Origin of the sequence: Sneathiella chungangensis (assembly GCF_009882935.1) — a bacterium.
In the GTDB taxonomy this organism is placed as follows: domain Bacteria; phylum Pseudomonadota; class Alphaproteobacteria; order Sneathiellales; family Sneathiellaceae; genus Sneathiella; species Sneathiella chungangensis.
In genome coordinates this window covers 87893-105488 of sequence record NZ_WTVA01000014.1, presented here as the reverse complement: position 1 = coordinate 105488, position 17596 = coordinate 87893, and the positions used below count along the sequence as shown (strand labels likewise).

General features: G+C 53.2%; 13 protein-coding genes. 6 read left to right on the top strand and 7 right to left on the bottom strand.

What is annotated here, in order from left to right:
- Positions 1-24 precede the first annotated feature (24 nt).
- The 3 genes from GQF03_RS12245 to GQF03_RS12235 form a co-directional block, all read right to left on the bottom strand.
- Positions 25-615, bottom strand: coding sequence for a gamma carbonic anhydrase family protein (locus GQF03_RS12245; RefSeq protein WP_161339571.1), 591 nt, complete (start codon positions 613-615; stop codon positions 25-27).
- A gap of 73 nt (positions 616-688) precedes the next feature.
- The gene (locus tag GQF03_RS12240; protein ID WP_161339570.1) at positions 689-2458 is read right to left on the bottom strand and encodes a putative bifunctional diguanylate cyclase/phosphodiesterase; all 1770 of its coding nucleotides are present in this window, start codon (positions 2456-2458) and stop codon (positions 689-691) included.
- Positions 2459-2860: 402 nt separating this feature from the next.
- Positions 2861-3241: a c-type cytochrome gene (locus GQF03_RS12235; protein WP_161339569.1), complete on the bottom strand. Its 381-nt coding sequence runs from the start codon at positions 3239-3241 to the stop codon at positions 2861-2863.
- 358 nt (positions 3242-3599) lie between these two features.
- Between GQF03_RS12235 and GQF03_RS12230 the strand changes: the two genes are divergently transcribed.
- Both GQF03_RS12230 and spbR read left to right on the top strand, forming a co-directional pair.
- Complete coding sequence (locus tag GQF03_RS12230; RefSeq protein ID WP_206376407.1) at positions 3600-4373, top strand: DUF6969 family protein; 774 nt, start codon at positions 3600-3602, stop codon at positions 4371-4373.
- A 62-nt stretch (positions 4374-4435) separates the two neighbouring features.
- Positions 4436-5566, top strand: a complete 1131-nt coding sequence (gene spbR, locus GQF03_RS12225; RefSeq protein WP_161339568.1) for a SpbR family protein — start codon at positions 4436-4438, stop codon at positions 5564-5566.
- Positions 5567-5623: 57 nt separating this feature from the next.
- Here the strand turns inward: spbR and GQF03_RS12220 are convergent, their stop codons facing one another.
- Positions 5624-6109 (bottom strand): thioesterase family protein, encoded by a 486-nt coding sequence (locus tag GQF03_RS12220; protein ID WP_161339567.1) that lies wholly within the window; start codon positions 6107-6109, stop codon positions 5624-5626.
- Positions 6110-6215: 106 nt separating this feature from the next.
- On the opposite strand from GQF03_RS12220, the gene GQF03_RS12215 reads away from it, so the two are divergent.
- Together GQF03_RS12215 and GQF03_RS12210 are read left to right on the top strand one after the other, a co-directional pair.
- Positions 6216-7613 (top strand): FAD-binding oxidoreductase, encoded by a 1398-nt coding sequence (locus tag GQF03_RS12215; protein ID WP_206376413.1) that lies wholly within the window; start codon positions 6216-6218, stop codon positions 7611-7613.
- Between the two features lie 41 nt (positions 7614-7654).
- Positions 7655-8359, top strand: a complete 705-nt coding sequence (locus GQF03_RS12210; RefSeq protein WP_161339565.1) for an HAD family hydrolase — start codon at positions 7655-7657, stop codon at positions 8357-8359.
- 12 nt (positions 8360-8371) lie between these two features.
- On the opposite strand, the gene GQF03_RS12205 is transcribed toward GQF03_RS12210, so the two are convergent.
- Positions 8372-9181: a pentapeptide repeat-containing protein gene (locus GQF03_RS12205; RefSeq protein ID WP_161339564.1), complete on the bottom strand. Its 810-nt coding sequence runs from the start codon at positions 9179-9181 to the stop codon at positions 8372-8374.
- A 192-nt stretch (positions 9182-9373) separates the two neighbouring features.
- Here GQF03_RS12205 and GQF03_RS12200 point away from each other — a divergent pair, with 192 nt between their 5' ends.
- A complete protein-coding gene (locus GQF03_RS12200) occupies positions 9374-10015 on the top strand; it encodes an HAD-IA family hydrolase (protein ID WP_161339563.1) in 642 nt (213 codons plus the stop codon).
- Positions 10016-10044: 29 nt separating this feature from the next.
- On the opposite strand, the gene GQF03_RS12195 is transcribed toward GQF03_RS12200, so the two are convergent.
- Complete coding sequence (locus GQF03_RS12195; RefSeq protein WP_170078528.1) at positions 10045-12291, bottom strand: CHASE2 domain-containing protein; 2247 nt, start codon at positions 12289-12291, stop codon at positions 10045-10047.
- 284 nt (positions 12292-12575) lie between these two features.
- Between GQF03_RS12195 and GQF03_RS12190 the strand changes: the two genes are divergently transcribed.
- Positions 12576-16703, top strand: coding sequence for a T1SS-143 repeat domain-containing protein (locus tag GQF03_RS12190; protein WP_161339561.1), 4128 nt, complete (start codon positions 12576-12578; stop codon positions 16701-16703).
- Here the strand turns inward: GQF03_RS12190 and GQF03_RS12185 are convergent.
- Positions 16700-17563, bottom strand: a complete 864-nt coding sequence (locus GQF03_RS12185; RefSeq protein ID WP_161339560.1) for an adenylate/guanylate cyclase domain-containing protein — start codon at positions 17561-17563, stop codon at positions 16700-16702. The two genes, GQF03_RS12190 and GQF03_RS12185, sit on opposite strands and share 4 nt — an antisense overlap.
- Positions 17564-17596: the final 33 nt, after the last annotated feature.

Here is a 17596-nt window from a genome sequence, read left to right as displayed (position 1 = left end):
GATCCGTTCTTTCAGAGGTTGGTCCTAAGATTTGTTTTCTAGTGCCGCCTGCTCTTTCTGCAGCTTTGCAATTTCCACCTGCACTTCCTTCAGGCAATCGTCGGAAACCCATTCCCGATGGTCACCCCGGCTATAGGCGAGAGCATTGCGATAATACATGAACGCATTTAACCGGCAACGGGCATAATTATTCTGCGTGCGAACGACTTTCGCCGGCGTGCCCATCACGATTGAATTATCGGGAATAACCGTTCCTTCCTTGAGGAAACTATGCCCTGCAACGATGCAGTTGTTGCCTATGACACAGCCATCCATGATTGTCGTATTTATCCCGATCAGGCAGTTGTCGCCGATCGTGCAGCCGTGGATGGTGCAATGATGGGTGATTGAACAATGGGAGCCGATGAAGCTGCCGGTGGAAGCACCGACATGGATCATCACGAAATCCTGAATGTTTGTATATTCACCGACAACAACTTCTTCGGATTCTGCGCGGATCACCGTATAGGGCCAAAGAGACGCCCCTTTTTCGATGCGGGCCTTTCCGTAGATGAGGGCACTTGGGTGAAGATAGGCGGCATTGTTAATGGTGACGTCCGGACCAAATTCTGACATTCATGACTCCCCTGTTTTTGTTTATTTTCAGGGATATCAGGGTCCGCGTCAAACGGATGTTGTCGGAACCCGTCTATTTCAGTTCCTGTTTCCAGGGTTGCGTCACGATCCAGTCCTTGAAGGCTTCGACATCGATCGGGCGGCTCATGAAATAGCCCTGTGCGACATCGCAGCCAAGATCTTCCAGCATCCGCCAGGTTTCCGCATCCTCGACGCCTTCGGCGACGACGGAAAGGCCGAGATTCTTGGCTAGGTCGAGCAGGGTGCGGACAATAACTTCGTCATCGGCAACATGCGACATGTTCATGACAAAGCTCTTGTCAATCTTGATCTCGTCGACCGGCAGCTTGCGCAGATAGGCAAGAGACGTATAGCCGGTACCGAAATCGTCGATTGAAAGGCAGACGCCCATGTCATGCAATTGAGTCACAATTTCCGTCGCGCGATTTACATCGGAGATAATCGCGCTTTCAGTAATCTCCAGCTTGAGCAGATGTGCCGGAAAACTTGTTGTTTCGAGAAGCCGTGCCACCATCTGGGGGAAGGCCGGATTGTGCAAAATCAGCGCCGAAATATTGACGGAGACGGATATCCTGTCGCCCGCGGCCCGCCATAGACTGGCCTGAGAGATCGCGTCTTGTAATACCCATTCCGTAAGCGCCTCGATTGAACCAGACCCTTCGGCGAGAGGAATAAAGCTGTCCGGAAACAGAAGACCGTGCTTTGGATGTTGCCAGCGCACCAGCGCTTCCACGCCGATAACCTCCTGGTCATCGATGCGGACGATAGGTTGATAATGCAGGACCAGTTGATTGCTCGCGACGGCCTCGGGAAGATCTTGCGCAAGGCGCAGCTGTTGGCGCCTCTCGATATCGTCCTCATGGGTGTAAACCGTGAAGGGCTCCTTGTCCCGTTTCGCGGCATAGAGCGCTGAAATTGCCTTGTGGAGCAATCCATCGGCTGTGTCATGATCGTCCAGCAGTGCAAACCCCATTGTCGCGCTGACGTCGGTTTTCTGGCCCTCGATAACATAGGGTTTGCGAATTTCATGCATCAGCCGCGCCGCAAAATTATCGGAGGCGGCGGAAAAATCCTGATCAACCGCGAGGAGAGCGAATTCGTCATCGCCAAGACGGCCGACAATAGAGTTATAGGGCGCGAATTTGAACAGGCGCTTGGCGACGGTTTTGAGAATTTCATCGCCGAAATCGTGACCGCGGCTTTCGTTCAGTTCCTTGAAGCTGTTCAGATCGAGAATGATCAGGGAAACCGGTACTTTTGCGGCATGGGCCTTTTCAATCGCCTTGGCCATGCGCATACGAAACTTGCTTCGGCCCGGAAGGGCGGTAAGCGGGTCTTCCTCGATAAAGGCAGACAGCTCCATTTCCAGAATGGCCGTCCGATTGTTCAGCTTGCAGAGCCGATCCGCATTGAATAAAGCAGTTTCAAGGCGGTCGGCAGAAAGGTCGCCGCGCGCAATATTTTCCGACGCGCCGTTTCGCAGGAATTGGAGCGAGCCGTCTATAACAATCACCGGCAGAAACGGCGGTTTGCCGGATACTTCGTTCAGGATTTCCCGGTATGCATCGTCGCCGCGCGTACCGTCGATAATAATGCAGTTGTAGACACCTGCTGAGATATCTTTGGCGATGGTATCATTATAGGAGGTTTCCTGAGCCAGAACCGGAATATTGATACTCTGGCAGAATTCCAGGATGTGGGTGCCCGTCTCGAGAATTAGCAGCCTCAGCTTGCTATAATTCAGCCGTAGAACACGCTCGTCCGCCTCCCCGGATTCCTCTTTCCTGGAAATATCGCGACCTGCAGGCTGCTTGGATGCCAAACCTCTTGTATTCAATGGACTATTCTCTATCGAAATAAACTTCTGCAGCGGTAAATGCCGCGAAAATTAATGCCTCGTAAATAAGGTATAACTGCAGGATGTAAAGAAGGTCTTAATTTTTATAAAATGCTTGTGAATGGCGATGAGTATAGCCGCTTCAAGGAGAATGGCGGCAGTCTCGAAAAATACTCGAAGGTTGGCCGGGCATATTCCCGGCGATGAGCCACCGAAAGCGAGACGGGAAAACCCCCGATTTTTTGCGATCCCTGTTTATGAACACCATTAAGGGCCGCTGCCAATTGGGTCAGGCAGCGGCTGGTAAAAATCATACAATTGTCTCCCGCGCGGTGACTGTGCAGATGACGATGACGATCCGCACAAGTTACCGGGGAAGCGCTATGATTACTGGAATGTCTTCAAATAAGCGATCAGGTCTTCGCGTTCGCTTTCCTTCTTGAGGCCAGCGAAGCTCATTTTCGTGCCTTTTACGACCTTCTTTGGTTTTGTAAGATATTCGTCCAGGGTTTTTTCATCCCATGTCAGGTTCGCTTCCATCATCGCCGTTGAATATTTGTAGCCTTCAACATGACCGGATTTCGCGCCGAAAACACCAAACAAATTCGGCCCGATTTTATTTGCGCCGCCTTTTTCAATGGTGTGGCATGCCTTGCATTTTTTAAAGACTTTCTCGCCTTTTGCCGCGTCTCCGTCTGCGTATGCCGACGTTGCGGCGAGCGATACAACAACCGAGAGCCCAAATGCGGCAAGTTTCATCATTTTCATATTTCCCTCCATTCGCCAAACGGCGCGGCCATATGGCCGTGAAAACGGGATAACATAATTGTTGTCACGTAAACAGGGTCATAATGTCGCGCCCGTGCGGAAACTACACGATCAATCACCTTCGCGTGAAATACTATGTCGCCGGGCTGTGCGGCGTTTATATTGGGTGATGAGATTCACGTGGCTGACTTCGGACGGATTATCGATATTGGAAATGTCGGCGGACATGGCACTGCGGAATGAGAGTCGCATCAGGTTGTTGATGTTACGGTCAGATAATTTACTGTTGCAGGAGACCGGGTAGTCTCTTGCCAACAGCATCCAGAAACTGTTTCGTAGTCGTAGAACGGAAACTAAAATGAACGAAACTGCCGATATTGAAAACGGCGTGGCGCGCGATATGACGAATGATGCGCCGGAACTCCGCAATGTATTGAGAGCTCTCCCGCGCGAACGACTTGATCGTATGAATGCCGCGGCGGATGAAATTCTCGAATGCTATCGCGTCCTGAAAAAGGGCGGCGCCAATATCGTTGGTGAAATTCTCAAGGGGCAGGGGACTTTCTATGAATGGGATCATTACCCGGAAGGCGACGTCTATGACGATGAAACCCATGCCCAATATTATTATCATGCTCATCGTGAGGGCGAGCATGGACATTTTCACACCTTTTTACGCAAAAAAGGCATGCGCGAAGATATGTCCCCCGTTCCCTATGACGGTCCCGAAGTGTGGCCGGCAGAAGAGGACGAGATCATCTGTCATCTGATTGCCATTTCGATGGATAGTGCCGGTTTTCCGATTAGCCTGTTTACCACGAATCGGTGGGTCACGGGCGAGAACTGGTACGACAAGGCTGACGTGATAGATATGCTGGATAGCTTCATCATTGATCACAGCACCCCTTCCTGGCCAGCGAACCGCTGGCTGACGGCTATGTTGCAGCTGTTTCGTCCGCAAATTGAGCTGCTGATTATCCAGCGCGATGAAAAGATTGCAAAATGGCGGGAGAAAAAGCCGGATGTGGATGTCTTCGAGGATCGTGACCTTGAGATTACAAGCTCTCTCGATATCCGTGTCGAGGACCAGATAAGGGCCATCAAAGAAGTCATCCAAGGACGGCCGAATTAAGAATATATTAACATAATTTGGCGACAGTATCTGTTCCGAATAACTCAAATACTGGAGCCAATGTGTCAAATAACGGTTCTTTAAGCCCAGCCGACGTTGAACGGTTGCTGACGGATCGCTCGGCGACGGCCCGGGCCGAAACAGTAGAAAAGATCGCCGGCGGGATGACGGGCTCGGGATTTAGCGCGTCTGAACGCCGGGAGGCCGAAGAGATTTTCCGCCTTCTCGTGAATGATGCCGAGGTTCTGGTACGCCAGACATTGGCGGAGACCTTGAAATCGGTCCCCGACCTTCCCCGGGATATTGCGAAGACACTTGCCAATGATATCGCGGATGTCGCAACCCCGATGCTCAGTTTTTCAACAGTGCTGACCGATGAGGACTTGTTCGAGATCATCAGCTCCAAGTCTGAATTTCACCAGATGGCAGTCGCCAGCCGGGAAATTGTCTCCGAAGCGATTTCGGAGAAACTTGCGGAAACCGGATCGGAGGACGTTGTCGCGACGCTGATGCGCAATGAAGGGGCCGAAATTTCCGAAGCCGCATACGAAAAGGTTCTCGACCAGTTCGGCGACAGCGAAAAAATTCAGGAACCGATGGCCCATCGGAGCAAATTGCCGATCACCGTCACGGAACGTCTGGTAACCATGGTCTCTGACAAGCTTCGAGAGCATCTGGTGACGCATCACGAGATGTCACCGGGAATGGCGACAGATCTCATTCTGGAAAGCCGCGAGAAGACGATGATCGGTTTTATCAAGGATGGAGCGAGCCATTCTGAACTGGTCGAACTTATAGACCAGCTTCACGAAAATGGCCGCCTGACCCCGACGATTATCCTGCGGGCTCTTTGCGTCGGCGATGTTGATTTCTTCGAGACCGCAATGGCGAAATACTCGAATATCGCGGTGTCCAACGTCCATATACTGGTCAACGACGCTGGCGGCATGGGTTTGAAGCAGTTATGTGAAAAGTCGAACATCCCCGGAGGCCTTCAGGAGATAATGAGAGTTGGTCTTGACGTTGCCAATGAACTCGATTTTGACGGCACGCCCGGCGATCGTGAACGCTACCGCAATCAGGTGATCGAGCGGGTTCTCACGCATTTCCAGGATGAATTCGATGGTGAGAATGTCGATTATCTTATCGGTAAACTCGGCAACGGCGCCTCGACAAGTACTCAGGCCGCATAAGGCACAATAAGTCGACCTCTCAAGATAAGACGCCGCTCAGAGATGGGCGGCGTTTTTTTATGCCTTTCGGCGTATCCCTATGACGGCGCCCACTTGCGGGGGGATGTGGGCATCTTTGTCTTTGTCTCGGCGTTCCCGGAGCGCGCTTTGAAGGAAATCCGGCATTGCTTTCGCCCGAGGGCCCGATTTGTCGAGATGCATGATCATTTGCTCTGACGTCGCGGCGAGGAACCCCTTGTCCCGATGGCGCATTTCAAGAAAGAGATGCATGCGTTTTTCATCACAATCGAGTACGCGGACAAACATCGCTAGTGGATCGCCTTCAAGCACTTCCTGTATATAGGTCACGTGGGTCTCGAGAACATAAACCGTACAATTCGCAGATTCCCGATATTTTCGCGTGAGCCCGATTTCGTCGAGGAACACGTCCAGTGACTGATCGAAAATCAGGACATAATAGGCGACGTTCATATGTTCGTTGTGATCGATCCATTCCGGTAGAACGGTCTGTTCATGCAATGGCGTCAGGGTGGAGATGTTCATTTACGCTCCCTTATTCTTCTTCCATTAACCTGATGGTAGACTATATGATACTGTCAAACAAAGAAGCTGGCCACCCCGGTCGCTGGAGGATATGAGGAACTTTTCAATGACGAACAGACATCCGGAAATGGATCAGGTGATTGCAAAGCTGAAGGATCTTCTGGGATCGCGCTGCTCGACCGCGGCGGCGGTGCGTGAGCAGCATGGCAAGGACGAAAGCTGGCATTTTCCCAAGGCGCCGGATGTCGTGTGTTTTGTGCAAAACACCGAAGAAATTTCCGAAATCGTAAAAATCTGCGCGGCGCACAAAGTGCCGATCATTCCGTTTGCGGCCGGCACATCGCTTGAGGGCCATGTCAATGCGGTCTCAGGCGGTGTGTGCATCGATATGAATGAGATGAACCAGATTTTGCGGGTAAGTCCGGAAGATCTCGATTGCACTGTCCAGCCCGGTGTGCGTCGCAAGCAACTCAACGAATATCTGCGTGATACCGGCCTTTTCTTTCCGATCGATCCGGGCGCCGATGCTTCCATCGGCGGCATGGCATCAACGCGCGCTTCTGGCACCAATGCGGTCCGGTATGGGACCATTCGGGAAAACATTCTGAGCCTTAAGGTCGTCCTTCCGGACGGACGCGTTATTTCGACGGGACACCGTGCCAAGAAGAGCGCCGCAGGTTATGACCTCACGAAGCTCTATATCGGCTCCGAGGGGACGCTCGGTATCATTACCGAAATTACGCTTCGGCTTTATGGCATCCCGGAGGCGATATCGGCGGCAACCGTTTCGTTCCCCGATATCGAAGGCGCTATCCAGAGTGTGATCCTTACCATCCAGAGTGGGATCCCGGTTGCCCGCATAGAGCTGCTCGATGATGTGCAGGTGGATGCCGTAAACCGCTATTCAAATCTCGACTTGCCGGTGCAGCCGACGCTCTTCCTCGAATTTCATGGCAGCGACGCTTATGTAAAGGAGCAGGCGGAACAGGTAAGCGCCATTTGCGCTGAATTTGGAGCGGAAGGCTTCAAATGGACGACCCAGGCAGAGGAGCGCACCAAGCTGTGGCAGGCGAGGCATGACGCGGCCTATGCGGCAATGGCGCTTCGCAACGGCGCGCAAATCTGGGCGACAGATGTTTGCGTCCCGATATCGCGCCTGGCCGATTGCATTCTCGAGACAAAAAGGGACCTCGCCGACAGTTTCCTGATCGCCCCGCTGGTCGGCCATGTCGGGGACGGGAACTTCCATCTTTCATTCGTCATAAAGAAAGAAAACCCGGAAGAGCTGAAGGAAGCGGAACGGCTCAATGGCCGCCTTATCGAGCGGGCGCTCGCCATGGACGGCACTTGCACGGGGGAGCATGGGGTCGGGCTTGGCAAGATGAAATATATGTACATGGAGCACGGAGAGGCCGTCGATGTGATGGCGGCGGTGAAGCATGCGCTGGATCCCGATAATATCATGAACCCCGGCAAGATCATTCCGGCCCGTGCCGCCGAATAGGGGTAAATTACCGTTCCTTTTATTGATTGTGGGGCCGCGAAATGCCGTCTGATGCGTTAAAGGCCATCGGCTTCGATGCCGACGATACGCTTTGGCAGAACGAATATTTCTTCCGTATGACCGAGGAAAAATTCGCAAATCTTTTAAGTGACTTTGCCGAAAGCGATCATATCACGGAACGCCTGCTGGAAGCGGAGCGGCGGAACCTGCATTATTATGGTTACGGGATCAAGGGTTTCACTCTTTCAATGATAGAGACGGCCATAGAGATCACCGATGACAAGGTCCCGGCTTCCATCCTGCATGATATTTTGCGAACGGGGCGGGAGATGTTGCGCCACCCCGTCGAGACGCTGCCGCATGTGCGCGAAACGCTTGCCGATCTCAGCGGGCGGTATCGTCTGATCCTGATCACCAAAGGGGATCTCTTCGATCAGGAACGCAAGCTGGCGCAGTCCGGTTTGGGCGACTTGTTCGATGACGTGCAAATTGTAAGCGAGAAAACGCCGCAGATCTATCAACGGATTTTCAACAGCGCCGGCCTGAACCCGACGGCCAGCATGATGGTGGGAAACTCGCTCAAAAGCGATGTGATCCCGGCGATTGAGGTGGGGAGTCACGGGGTTTATGTTCCGCACAATCTCACATGGGTTCATGAACATGCGGAGCCGCCGACGGACGAACCCCGCTTTCACAACATAGAACATCTGGGTGAGTTGCCGGACCTGATCAGCCGGCTGGGCTGATCACCCGGTGATTCAGGCACCGCAATCCCTTATCGACAGGTTTTTGGGAAGCACGGTTTCTCTGGAGCCACAAGCGACGTCGAGTTGTTCCTGTTCCAGTCCATTGGCGTCCCTAAGATTGGCGCCCGAAAGATCGGCTCCCCAAAATGTCGCGTTGGAAAGGCGTGAGCCTGACAATACCGTATTTCTAAGATTGGCCCGGTAAAAATTCGTATGTCTTAGGTCGGCTTCGTCCAGCCGCGCGTCCGTCAGGTCGGCGCGGGTGAAATTCGCATTATTGAGTTCCGCTTTCGTCATGATCGCACCGATCATTGTCGCGCGTTTGAAATTTACGTCGGTGACCTTGGCGTCGCTGAAATTCGCCTGCGACAGATTGGCGCGTTTGAAGTTGGCTTTGCGGATATCCGCCTCCTGAAACTTTCCGCCCTCGACACTTGCGCTATCAAGATCGGCACCCCGCAAATCCGTGCGTCTTAAATTGGCGTTCGTCAACAACGCCTTTTCCAAATCCGCGTCCTGCAGAATGGCATATTCGAGATCGGCGGAGACGAGTGTGGCCTTTTCCAGATCGGATCGGCGCATGTCAGTTTCTATGAGGTTCGCGTCGCTGAGATTAATCTGCTTCAGCACAGAATCGCGCAAGTTCGCGCCCTTCAAATAGGCTTCTTTCAGATCCATTGACTGGAGTTTCGCGCCGCGAAGATCGCAGCCGCCACAACTACTATTGCTCGTCAGCTTCTCCAGATCCCTTGCGTCGAAGGCCGTCGCGCTGGATGTCGCTGCCAGGAAAAGGACTACGGCGCTTACTATTGACGCTCTCATACGGATACTCCCGCCTTTATAAAAATCTTTTTTTGCCTATTTGTTCTAAGTTAGACGATCACATCGCGAATTCAATCTATCTTGACATTTGACAGGATAATTTGCGCCTGTCACTATTTATCAAAAGTAAGAATAAACCCCGGTGCCTTGGCGCGCCCCTGACCAGATTGTCAAAAAGGATTTGTTTTCCAAATGATAAAAGCCATCCTATGGGATTTCGGCGGCGTTCTGACGACGAGCCCGTTCGAGGCCTTCACCCGGTTCGAGAAGGCAAAGGGTCTACCCGAAAATTTCATCCGGACGATCAATTCAACAAACCCGAACGAGAATGCCTGGGCAAAGTTCGAACGCAACGAAGTTACGCTGGAGGAGTTTGACAAGCTCTTTGAGTTAGAGAGTGCCGCCATGGGCCATGCGGTTCCAGGCACGGAGATCATCAAACTTCTGGCGGGGGATATTCGGCCGAATATGGTGAATGCATTGAAAATTTGCGGCACCCGATTTAACTGCACCTGCCTCACCAACAATGTTGCGGCGGGTAACGGTCCGGGCATGACCAGAGATGCCGCCGCCCAGGCGGAGGTCGAAAAGGTAATGGCCCTGTTCCGTCAGGTCATTGAATCAAGCAAGATCGGCCTTCGCAAGCCGGACCCCCGTATCTATGAATATGCCTGTGAGCAGATGGCAGTCGCGCCGGAGGAAGTTGTTTATCTTGATGATCTCGGTATCAATTTGAAACCGGCCGCGGCAATGGGGATGACAACGATCAAGGTGGTGAATGAAGGGCAGGCGCTTCGGGATTTGGCGGCGGCGTCGAACCTTTCGTTTTCATGAAAGCCCGAACCAGCTCGGAATATTAGTCGCTATTTTTCTGTCGCCCGGTAAACGCCATCCCAATCTTGTGGCGGCGGATTCAGTTTGAAACCGCGAATTCGCGCACGATAAAGATTTGCAAATTTCAGCAGACGACGATTGCGCTCTTCGACAATGTCGAGTTTTTTCAGCGCTTCATCCCAGCGTTGCGACAAATACAGCGAGAGAAATCCCTCCACCACCTCTTTTGCTGCAATAAATTCCGGATTTTTCGCATGAGTTTCGTTTCCAAGAAGTCCGTAAATTTTTACCGCCTCCTCCTTGCCCTTGACGGCGATAAGATCCAGTTCGATCATCGCATAATCGGGAATAGCCTGGGCGGTGCTTTCGCCAAGAATGATGCTGAAGCCATATTCCTTCGTCTGTCCTTCAAGGCGGGAAGCGAGATTGACCGGATCGCCCAGTACGGAATAGTCGAACCGCTGTTCCGATCCGAGATTTCCGACAATGCAGACACCGGTATTGAGGCCGATGCCGACCCGAAGCGCCTTGAACCGACGGTTCTGTAACTTGGCCTCGGTTTCAAGGGCGGCATTCAGCGCCGCGAGACGGACGATCATTTGCAAGGCGGCATCCGCCGCGTCTTTAGGATGCTGAGCGTTCTCCAACGGCGCATTCCAGAAGGCCATGATGGAATCGCCCATGTATTTGTCGATGGTCCCATTGTGGCTGAGGATTTCGTCGGTCATCGGCGTCAGGAAGCGATTGATCAGATGTGTCAGACCTTGCGGGTCATGCTTGTATCCTTCGGATATCACGGTAAATTCGCGGACGTCGCAAAACATGAACGTCATTTCCCGCTCTTCGCCACCAAGGACGAGGCTGTCGGGTGAGGCCGAAAGCCGTTTCACGAGTTCCGGAGAGAGATAATGCGCGAAGGCCGTTCGAATGCGCGTTCGTTCCTGCTCGGTACCGCGATAGTTGGAATAGACCATCGTAATATAAACGATGAGCGATACGGCGAGGGTATAGCTTACATCGATCAGTACGGAATTATAGACGAAGAAATATATCGAAGAACTGATCGCGGTGACGGAGATGAATATCAGGAGCCCGAGGGTTGTCCGCGCCCCTGCGAGCGGAACAAGCAGAATCAGGGTAAGTCCCGTCATCAATGTACCCAGCCACTCGAAAATTGCGATAAACTCGGGCCGGAAGAGATAGGTTTGCGTCCAGATATTTTCGAGGAGCTGTAGATGCATCTCGACGCCGGGAAGATTGGACGTGAGGGGGGAGGCGCGCAGGTCTTTCAGTCCTGCCGCGGAGGTGCCGACCAGGACCAGCTTACCTGCCAACACTCTTTCGTCGACATTTCCGTTGATGACATCAAGGGCGGAAATATAAAGCGATGGGTCATAATTTGCATATTTGACCCATATCCGTCCCCGCGTGTCCGTCGGGACAAGCGTTCCGGCGACCTTAAAGCCGAGAATTCCGTTTTCATTGGTTTGGATAATGACATTCCGACCGGTCGCCACGCGCAACATGTCAAGTGCGAGTGACGGAATGATCTGGCCGCCAATCCGATTGGCGAGCGGTATCCGGCGGACAATTCCATCGAAGTCCTGGTCGAGACTGATCATGCCTCGTCCGGCGGCGGCCTCGTCGAGTTCGTCGATATTACCGATCAGGGCCGGATAATTCTTCAAATATTTCTTTGGGTCCTGCCCCAGAAGGGCGAAGGAAGGGATACGGCTGAGACCCAGGTTATTTGCGCCTTCACTTTCGGGACTGACGGAAATGCCAAGTACCACGCGGCTTTGTTCAATGGCATCGGCAAAGACGGCGTCAAAGGAAGGGAGGGCGCTTAATTGCTCTTTCACTTCCGGCGGCAAGCCTTCTATATTCTGCGACATCTGGTTGGGCGACAACCGGTCTGATTCGGCAAAAAGCATATCGAATCCGATAACAATTGCACCTTTTTCGGTGAGATTTCTGACGAGTTTCGCAAGATATGTTCGCGGCCATGGCCATTGGCCGAGGTTTAAAAGACTGTTTTCATCAATGTCGACGACCACAACTGGGCGTGGATATTGGGCTTCACGCGGGCGGGACTGCTGGTAAACATCAAAAATGCGGTCCCGAAAACTGGTTAAAAAAGGTGGATCGTAAATTTGCAGGAACAAGGCCGCCAGCAGCAAAAGAAACGCGGGAATTCGCCCCCCCCTCACAAAGGAAAGCCACTTGAAGATCGGTTTGCTTTTTTTTGACCTTGTTGTTCCTGCTACATTCGCCATACGGGAATTGGCCCTAACTACCGCTCTGAGTTCAATCTTTCCCATTCTATAGGAAATTTGAGGATTAACTATATTTGAGAAAAATTTTATGAAATATGTCCGAAATGTGGCATACTCCCATCATTTACGCTACCTTACTTTACTGCTTGTCTCATAAGTGTTTTTTCGAATTCGACGATGGCCAGGACGACTATTTTTAGACTGATTTGATTGCTTGAAAGCCAGATTGATATTTTTGTCGGCCGGATGATAAATGCATATCTGCCGCCTTGAGGTTACTTTAGATGAAACAGAATATAAATTCAGACCTCTTTGGCAAATCACTTGCGGATTATCAGGCGCCGGATGACGGACCGATCCGACTGGGTGATGAAATCAAACCCCTCGTTGCCGAATTCGCACGCGATGGCGTGGACCTCACCCTCACCTCCGATACCGGCGATTACATAACGATCCACGGTTATTTTTCCTCCGGATCCGGCCCGGATATTATCAGTGCTGGCGGCGCGCGCTTGCCGTCGGATCTTGTCAGCAAGCTGGCAGGGCCGGGTCCTTTGGCACAATCTACGGGCACGCAGTCCGACGCGGGTGGGCCTATTGGTGAAATAACCGCAATGAACGGGACGGTAACGGCGCGTCATGCGGACGGGACGAGCGAAGAGATGGTGGAGCGCGCCGCCGTCTATCAGGGAGATGTGATCGAGACGGCCGCCGGGTCTTCCTTCACGATTGTTTTCGCGGACGACACACAATTCTCCATGGGGGAAAATGGCCGCACGGTTCTGGATGAAATGATCTATAACCCCTCGGCGGGAAGCGGCAAGTTCGGCGTGTCGTTGCTGCAGGGGGTTTTCTCGCTCGTCAGCGGACAGATCGCCAAGGACAACCCGGAAAATGTTGATGTGCGTACGCCGGTCGGCACGATTGGTATCCGCGGTACGAGCTGGTCTGGAAACGTCAAGAGCATTGGCGAAGACTCGATCTTCACGCTCTTTACCGGCGCGATTGTCGTCACCAACGAGGCCGGATCGCAAGTACTGGACATTCCAAATCAGTCGGTGATCGTCACCAGCTTCTCCACCTTACCGAGCGTTCCGTTTATTTTGACTGGCGAGCAGCTGTTCAATATCTATGGCGAAGCGCTCAGGCTGATTAATCCGGAATGGTTTGATAACGAGGACAACTTTGATCCGGATAAGATTTCTCCGGAATCCGGCCGAAGAGCGCATAATGGGGGCGGTGCGGGTTTCCAGAAGTTCAGCGATGGCGCGATAGATGGCGGCCTTTCGATTGGCGATCTTCTCAAGGCGGCGGGCCTTCTTGACGGAACGGATCTTGATCGTTTGAACCTGCTCAACGGTGAAGAATTGACCGGCCTCGGCCCGCAAACCAGTGTCAATGTCGTGTCGGTGTTCGATCAGGCGTCCGGCAATCTTCAAAGCTTCCAGGTCTTTATCAACCTGGACCAGCCAACCAATGTTCCTGTCACCATCACCTATGAAATTCGGGCTGGTTCGGCTTCGCAATCGGACGATGGAACCCCCGGTGGTGTGGACTTCGTTGTGAATGATGGCGGTAACGGAGTTATCGTCATTCCGGCCGGATCGACGCAGGCCTCCTTTTCCGTCTCGGTCGTGGACGATGACGTCATCGAGAATCTCGAATTTTTCATTGTCGCGCTGACGGGCGCAACGAATGCGGACATTGATGTGACGTCCAGCCAGGCGCTTGTCGTGATTTCGGATGATGATGTCGGTGTCGTGACGCTCTCTGATGTTACCATCGGTGGCGAGAGCGTCGGCGTTGGGGACGGCATTTCCGTTGATGAAGGCGCTGGAGTTCTCACCTTCGAACTGACTCTGGACAAGGCCGTGGCCCCCGGCGTGACCGTCAGTGTGAATTATGTCATCGGCGGTACGACGACGTCCGGCGCCGATTTTACCTCTGCGACGGTACAGACGGCAACTTTCTTCGGTGGCGCGGCGGGTCTGGCCCCCGGCGCGACAACGACAGTCACCATTTCCCTGATTGATGATCCGTTATTTGAGGGGGCGGAGACGCTCACCGTTGCCTTTGTCGGGGGATCAAGCAATGCGACGATCGCCGGCGGCTCTGAAGCAATAACGATTTCAGTTGAAGACAATGATGACCCGGTCATCGTTGATGAGGGAACGCCTGCGGACGTGGTGGAAGCCGAAGAGGGAGATAGTGTCGAAGGCGCGTCCCTCGGTATCGCGGGCGGCAGCGGCGCAATTTCTTCCTTGTCCTTTAATGCCGTGCAGACGGATTTCAATTCGGTGAACCTGACGTCTGGTGGTTCGCCTATCGTCCTTTCAGGCCTCGGAACAAATATGGTTACGGGGTCGGCGGCGGGGCAAACCATCTTCACGGTTACCCTGAATACCGACGGAACTTATGATTTTTCACTTCTGGGTCCAATCGATCATCTCGACGGCGGTGGGGAGAATATCGCGACCATTGCATTCAGTCTGGCGATTACCGTTGTTGACGTGAACAATTCCACGGCTTCCGGCGCCTTGACGGTCGAGGTGGATGACAGTGGCCCGGTCCTCGGCGTCGCAACGAATATCAGCGTTGATGAAGACGATTTGCCGAGCGGCAGTGACTTGACCCCGGAGTCGACGACGGTGACCGGGACGGCGGCAATCGATTTCGGCCTCGATGGTCCGGGGGCGGTCGCGCTCGATATCAGCGACCTGCCGGTGATAACTTCCGCTGGTGATCCTGTGACCTATTCGCTGACGACCCTTGGCGATGGCGTGACCCAGCATCTCACCGCGACGGCGGTTCCGACGGCCGGCGCGCCGCGTCCCGTTTTCGTGCTGGAATTCGGCCCCAATGGCAATGGTGACGACTATGGATATACATTGACCCTGAATGACGTGGTTGATCATCCTGGTGCCGGGGAAGATGCCTTGGTTCTGCCCTTCAGCTACAGCGTTACGGACCAGGATGGAACTGTCGCTACCGGCTCTTTCACCGCGTCAATCGTCGACGATGTGCCGATTGCCAGCCCGGATGCCGTGGAACTGCCCGCGCCCAGCCTGCCGACCTATAATCTTGTCTTTGTCTTGGATACGTCGGGGTCCATGAGCTCGGTCGTAACGGGAAGTTCGCAGACCCGAATCCAGGTTTTGCGGGAAGCGGTCAGCAACGTTCTCGGGGAATATCAGCAAGTTTCCAGCAATCTCAATATCACGATAATCGCTTTTGCGGCCGGCTCGTCGGTTGTGTTTGAAGGCTCGTCTGTGAGCGCGGCGCAGGACTTTGTCGAAGATACCGGCAATCTGGTCCCGAGTGGATTGACGAATTATGCGGCGGCGATTGCGGATACCGAGGATGGCGCGCAAGGTGTTATCAGCGAACAGCTTAATGATACCTCGCTCGACGGTTACGCGACGACCGTCTATTTCATCTCTGATGGCACTCCGAGCAGTGGTCTGGACGTTCCGACATCTCCGACCAACGCGTGGCAACAGTTTGTAGATAACAATAGCATAGAGGTCGTTGCTGTTGGCCTAGGAACGGGTGTCAGTACCACAGAGTTGGATAAGGTTGAAAATGCCGGGGATGATCCGACAATCCTTGTCGACCCGAATGATCTTGGTACCGTTCTGGTCGATTCCATTCCTGTCGTCGAGTCGGATAATGTGGTGAGTTCCGGTTCCGTTGACCGCCTTGGCGCGGACGGCGGTATGCTGACGTCTGTTATCCACGATGGTACCGAATATGACATTCCGCAAAATGGTGATCCGCTCATTATTGAAACCAGCCTCGGCGGCAGTCTGAGCATCGATGCGGCGGGTAATTATACCTATTCCGCGCCGGATCAAGTCGATCCCGGAGAAATGGAGAGCTTCGAGTATGTGATCACGGACGGGGATAACGATACCAGCAGCGCGAGCCTGACGTTCACTTTTGTCGAGGACGGTCTAGGCGGCTTTGCGGCCTTCGCTGCTTTCGCTCTCGTTCCGAATGTTATTGATGGAACCGGTCAGGGCGAGCAGCTCTTCGGGACTATCGGGAGTGAATTCATTTCCGGATTTGGCGGCGATGATTTCCTGCAGGGTAATGGCGGTAACGATACGCTATCGGGCGGAGAAGGTGCGGATGTCTACATGTTTACACCTGTCGATACCGGCGACGTGACAATCGTTGATTTCAACGTGGCGGAGGATAGCATCAATCTCGATCAGATTTTTGATGATCTCGGTATTTTTGTCGAGGATCGCGGCAGAGGTGAGGCCTGGGAGCTTTCCGATATCGGGGGCAAGGCCACGCTCACTCTCATGGTGGGGAACGGCCCGAGCATCGTCATCGATAACTATGTTAATCCTGATATCCAGGTGCTTGATGATATCGCAGCGAAAATTGTCGTCGACGAATCCTAACGGCCATTTCGGCGCTGGCGGGCTTTAAGCTCGTTTAATTTACGCTCCTCCCAATCCTCGGAGCGGTTTCCTTGTCCGAAAATCCGAATGGCGTCGACCGCCAGTATGAAGGCGAACGGGCCGGCAGGCCAAAGAAACCACCAGTAATCAGCTGACGTGGCCATGTTGATGATGAACAGAAAAAAGATTATCGTGCCAAACGTCATGGCGCGGCGGCGAAAAGACGCCTGTCTTTTGACATAAGCGCGAAGGCTTGCATCACTGTCCGTTTCTTCGCCCTTCTCTTCTTGGACGGTTTCCGGATGACGCGGCATTACGTGGCGCGTTTCCGGTGTTTCCGTCAAGGAGAGCGAGTACACCGGGATGGGCTCGGTGATATTTTTTACCTCTTTATTTCCTAGGAATTTAAATTCGCGAGGAAGTTTGTTTTTTACCTGCTCGAAAACAGAGCCGGAAATGCAAATCCCGCCAACCGGAGCCATGGCCTCGAGCCGGGCCGCCACATTGACGCCTTCGCCAAACAGGTCGTCGCCCTCAATAATCACATCGCCAAGATTGATGCCGATGCGATAAAGCATTTGCTCTTCATCTGCAAATGGAAGGTTATCCTGGTTGATCTTGTTTTGCACCTCGACGGCGCATTGTACCGCCTTGACGACGCTGGAAAATTCACTGACCAGTCCGTCGCCCGTCATATTGACGACGCGGCCGCCGTACTGATCGATCAAGTTACGGAAGACTTCCCGTGTGGTCTTGAGCCGATCGAGTGTTTTGCCCTCATCATGGTTCATTAACCTGCTGTAGCCCGACGCGTCTGCGCAGAGGATCGTCGTGAGTTTTCTGTTAACGTCAGCCTGCATAATTTTTTCTCTCCGCGGCGTCGGCAAGGACGA

Coding starts and splice junctions, on each gene's coding strand:
- GQF03_RS12235 (WP_161339569.1), bottom strand. CDS start 3,241: ATGAAAATGATGAAACTTGCCGCATTTGGGCTCTCGGTTGTTGTATCG.
- GQF03_RS12200 (WP_161339563.1), top strand. CDS start 9,374: ATGATAAAAGCCATCCTATGGGATTTCGGCGGCGTTCTGACGACGAGC.
- GQF03_RS12185 (WP_161339560.1), bottom strand. CDS start 17,563: ATGCAGGCTGACGTTAACAGAAAACTCACGACGATCCTCTGCGCAGAC.
- GQF03_RS12215 (WP_206376413.1), top strand. CDS start 6,216: ATGACGAACAGACATCCGGAAATGGATCAGGTGATTGCAAAGCTGAAG.
- GQF03_RS12195 (WP_170078528.1), bottom strand. CDS start 12,291: ATGGCGAATGTAGCAGGAACAACAAGGTCAAAAAAAAGCAAACCGATC.
- GQF03_RS12190 (WP_161339561.1), top strand. CDS start 12,576: ATGAAACAGAATATAAATTCAGACCTCTTTGGCAAATCACTTGCGGAT.
- GQF03_RS12230 (WP_206376407.1), top strand. CDS start 3,600: ATGAACGAAACTGCCGATATTGAAAACGGCGTGGCGCGCGATATGACG.
- GQF03_RS12245 (WP_161339571.1), bottom strand. CDS start 615: ATGTCAGAATTTGGTCCGGACGTCACCATTAACAATGCCGCCTATCTT.
- GQF03_RS12205 (WP_161339564.1), bottom strand. CDS start 9,181: ATGAGAGCGTCAATAGTAAGCGCCGTAGTCCTTTTCCTGGCAGCGACA.
- GQF03_RS12220 (WP_161339567.1), bottom strand. CDS start 6,109: ATGAACATCTCCACCCTGACGCCATTGCATGAACAGACCGTTCTACCG.
- GQF03_RS12210 (WP_161339565.1), top strand. CDS start 7,655: ATGCCGTCTGATGCGTTAAAGGCCATCGGCTTCGATGCCGACGATACG.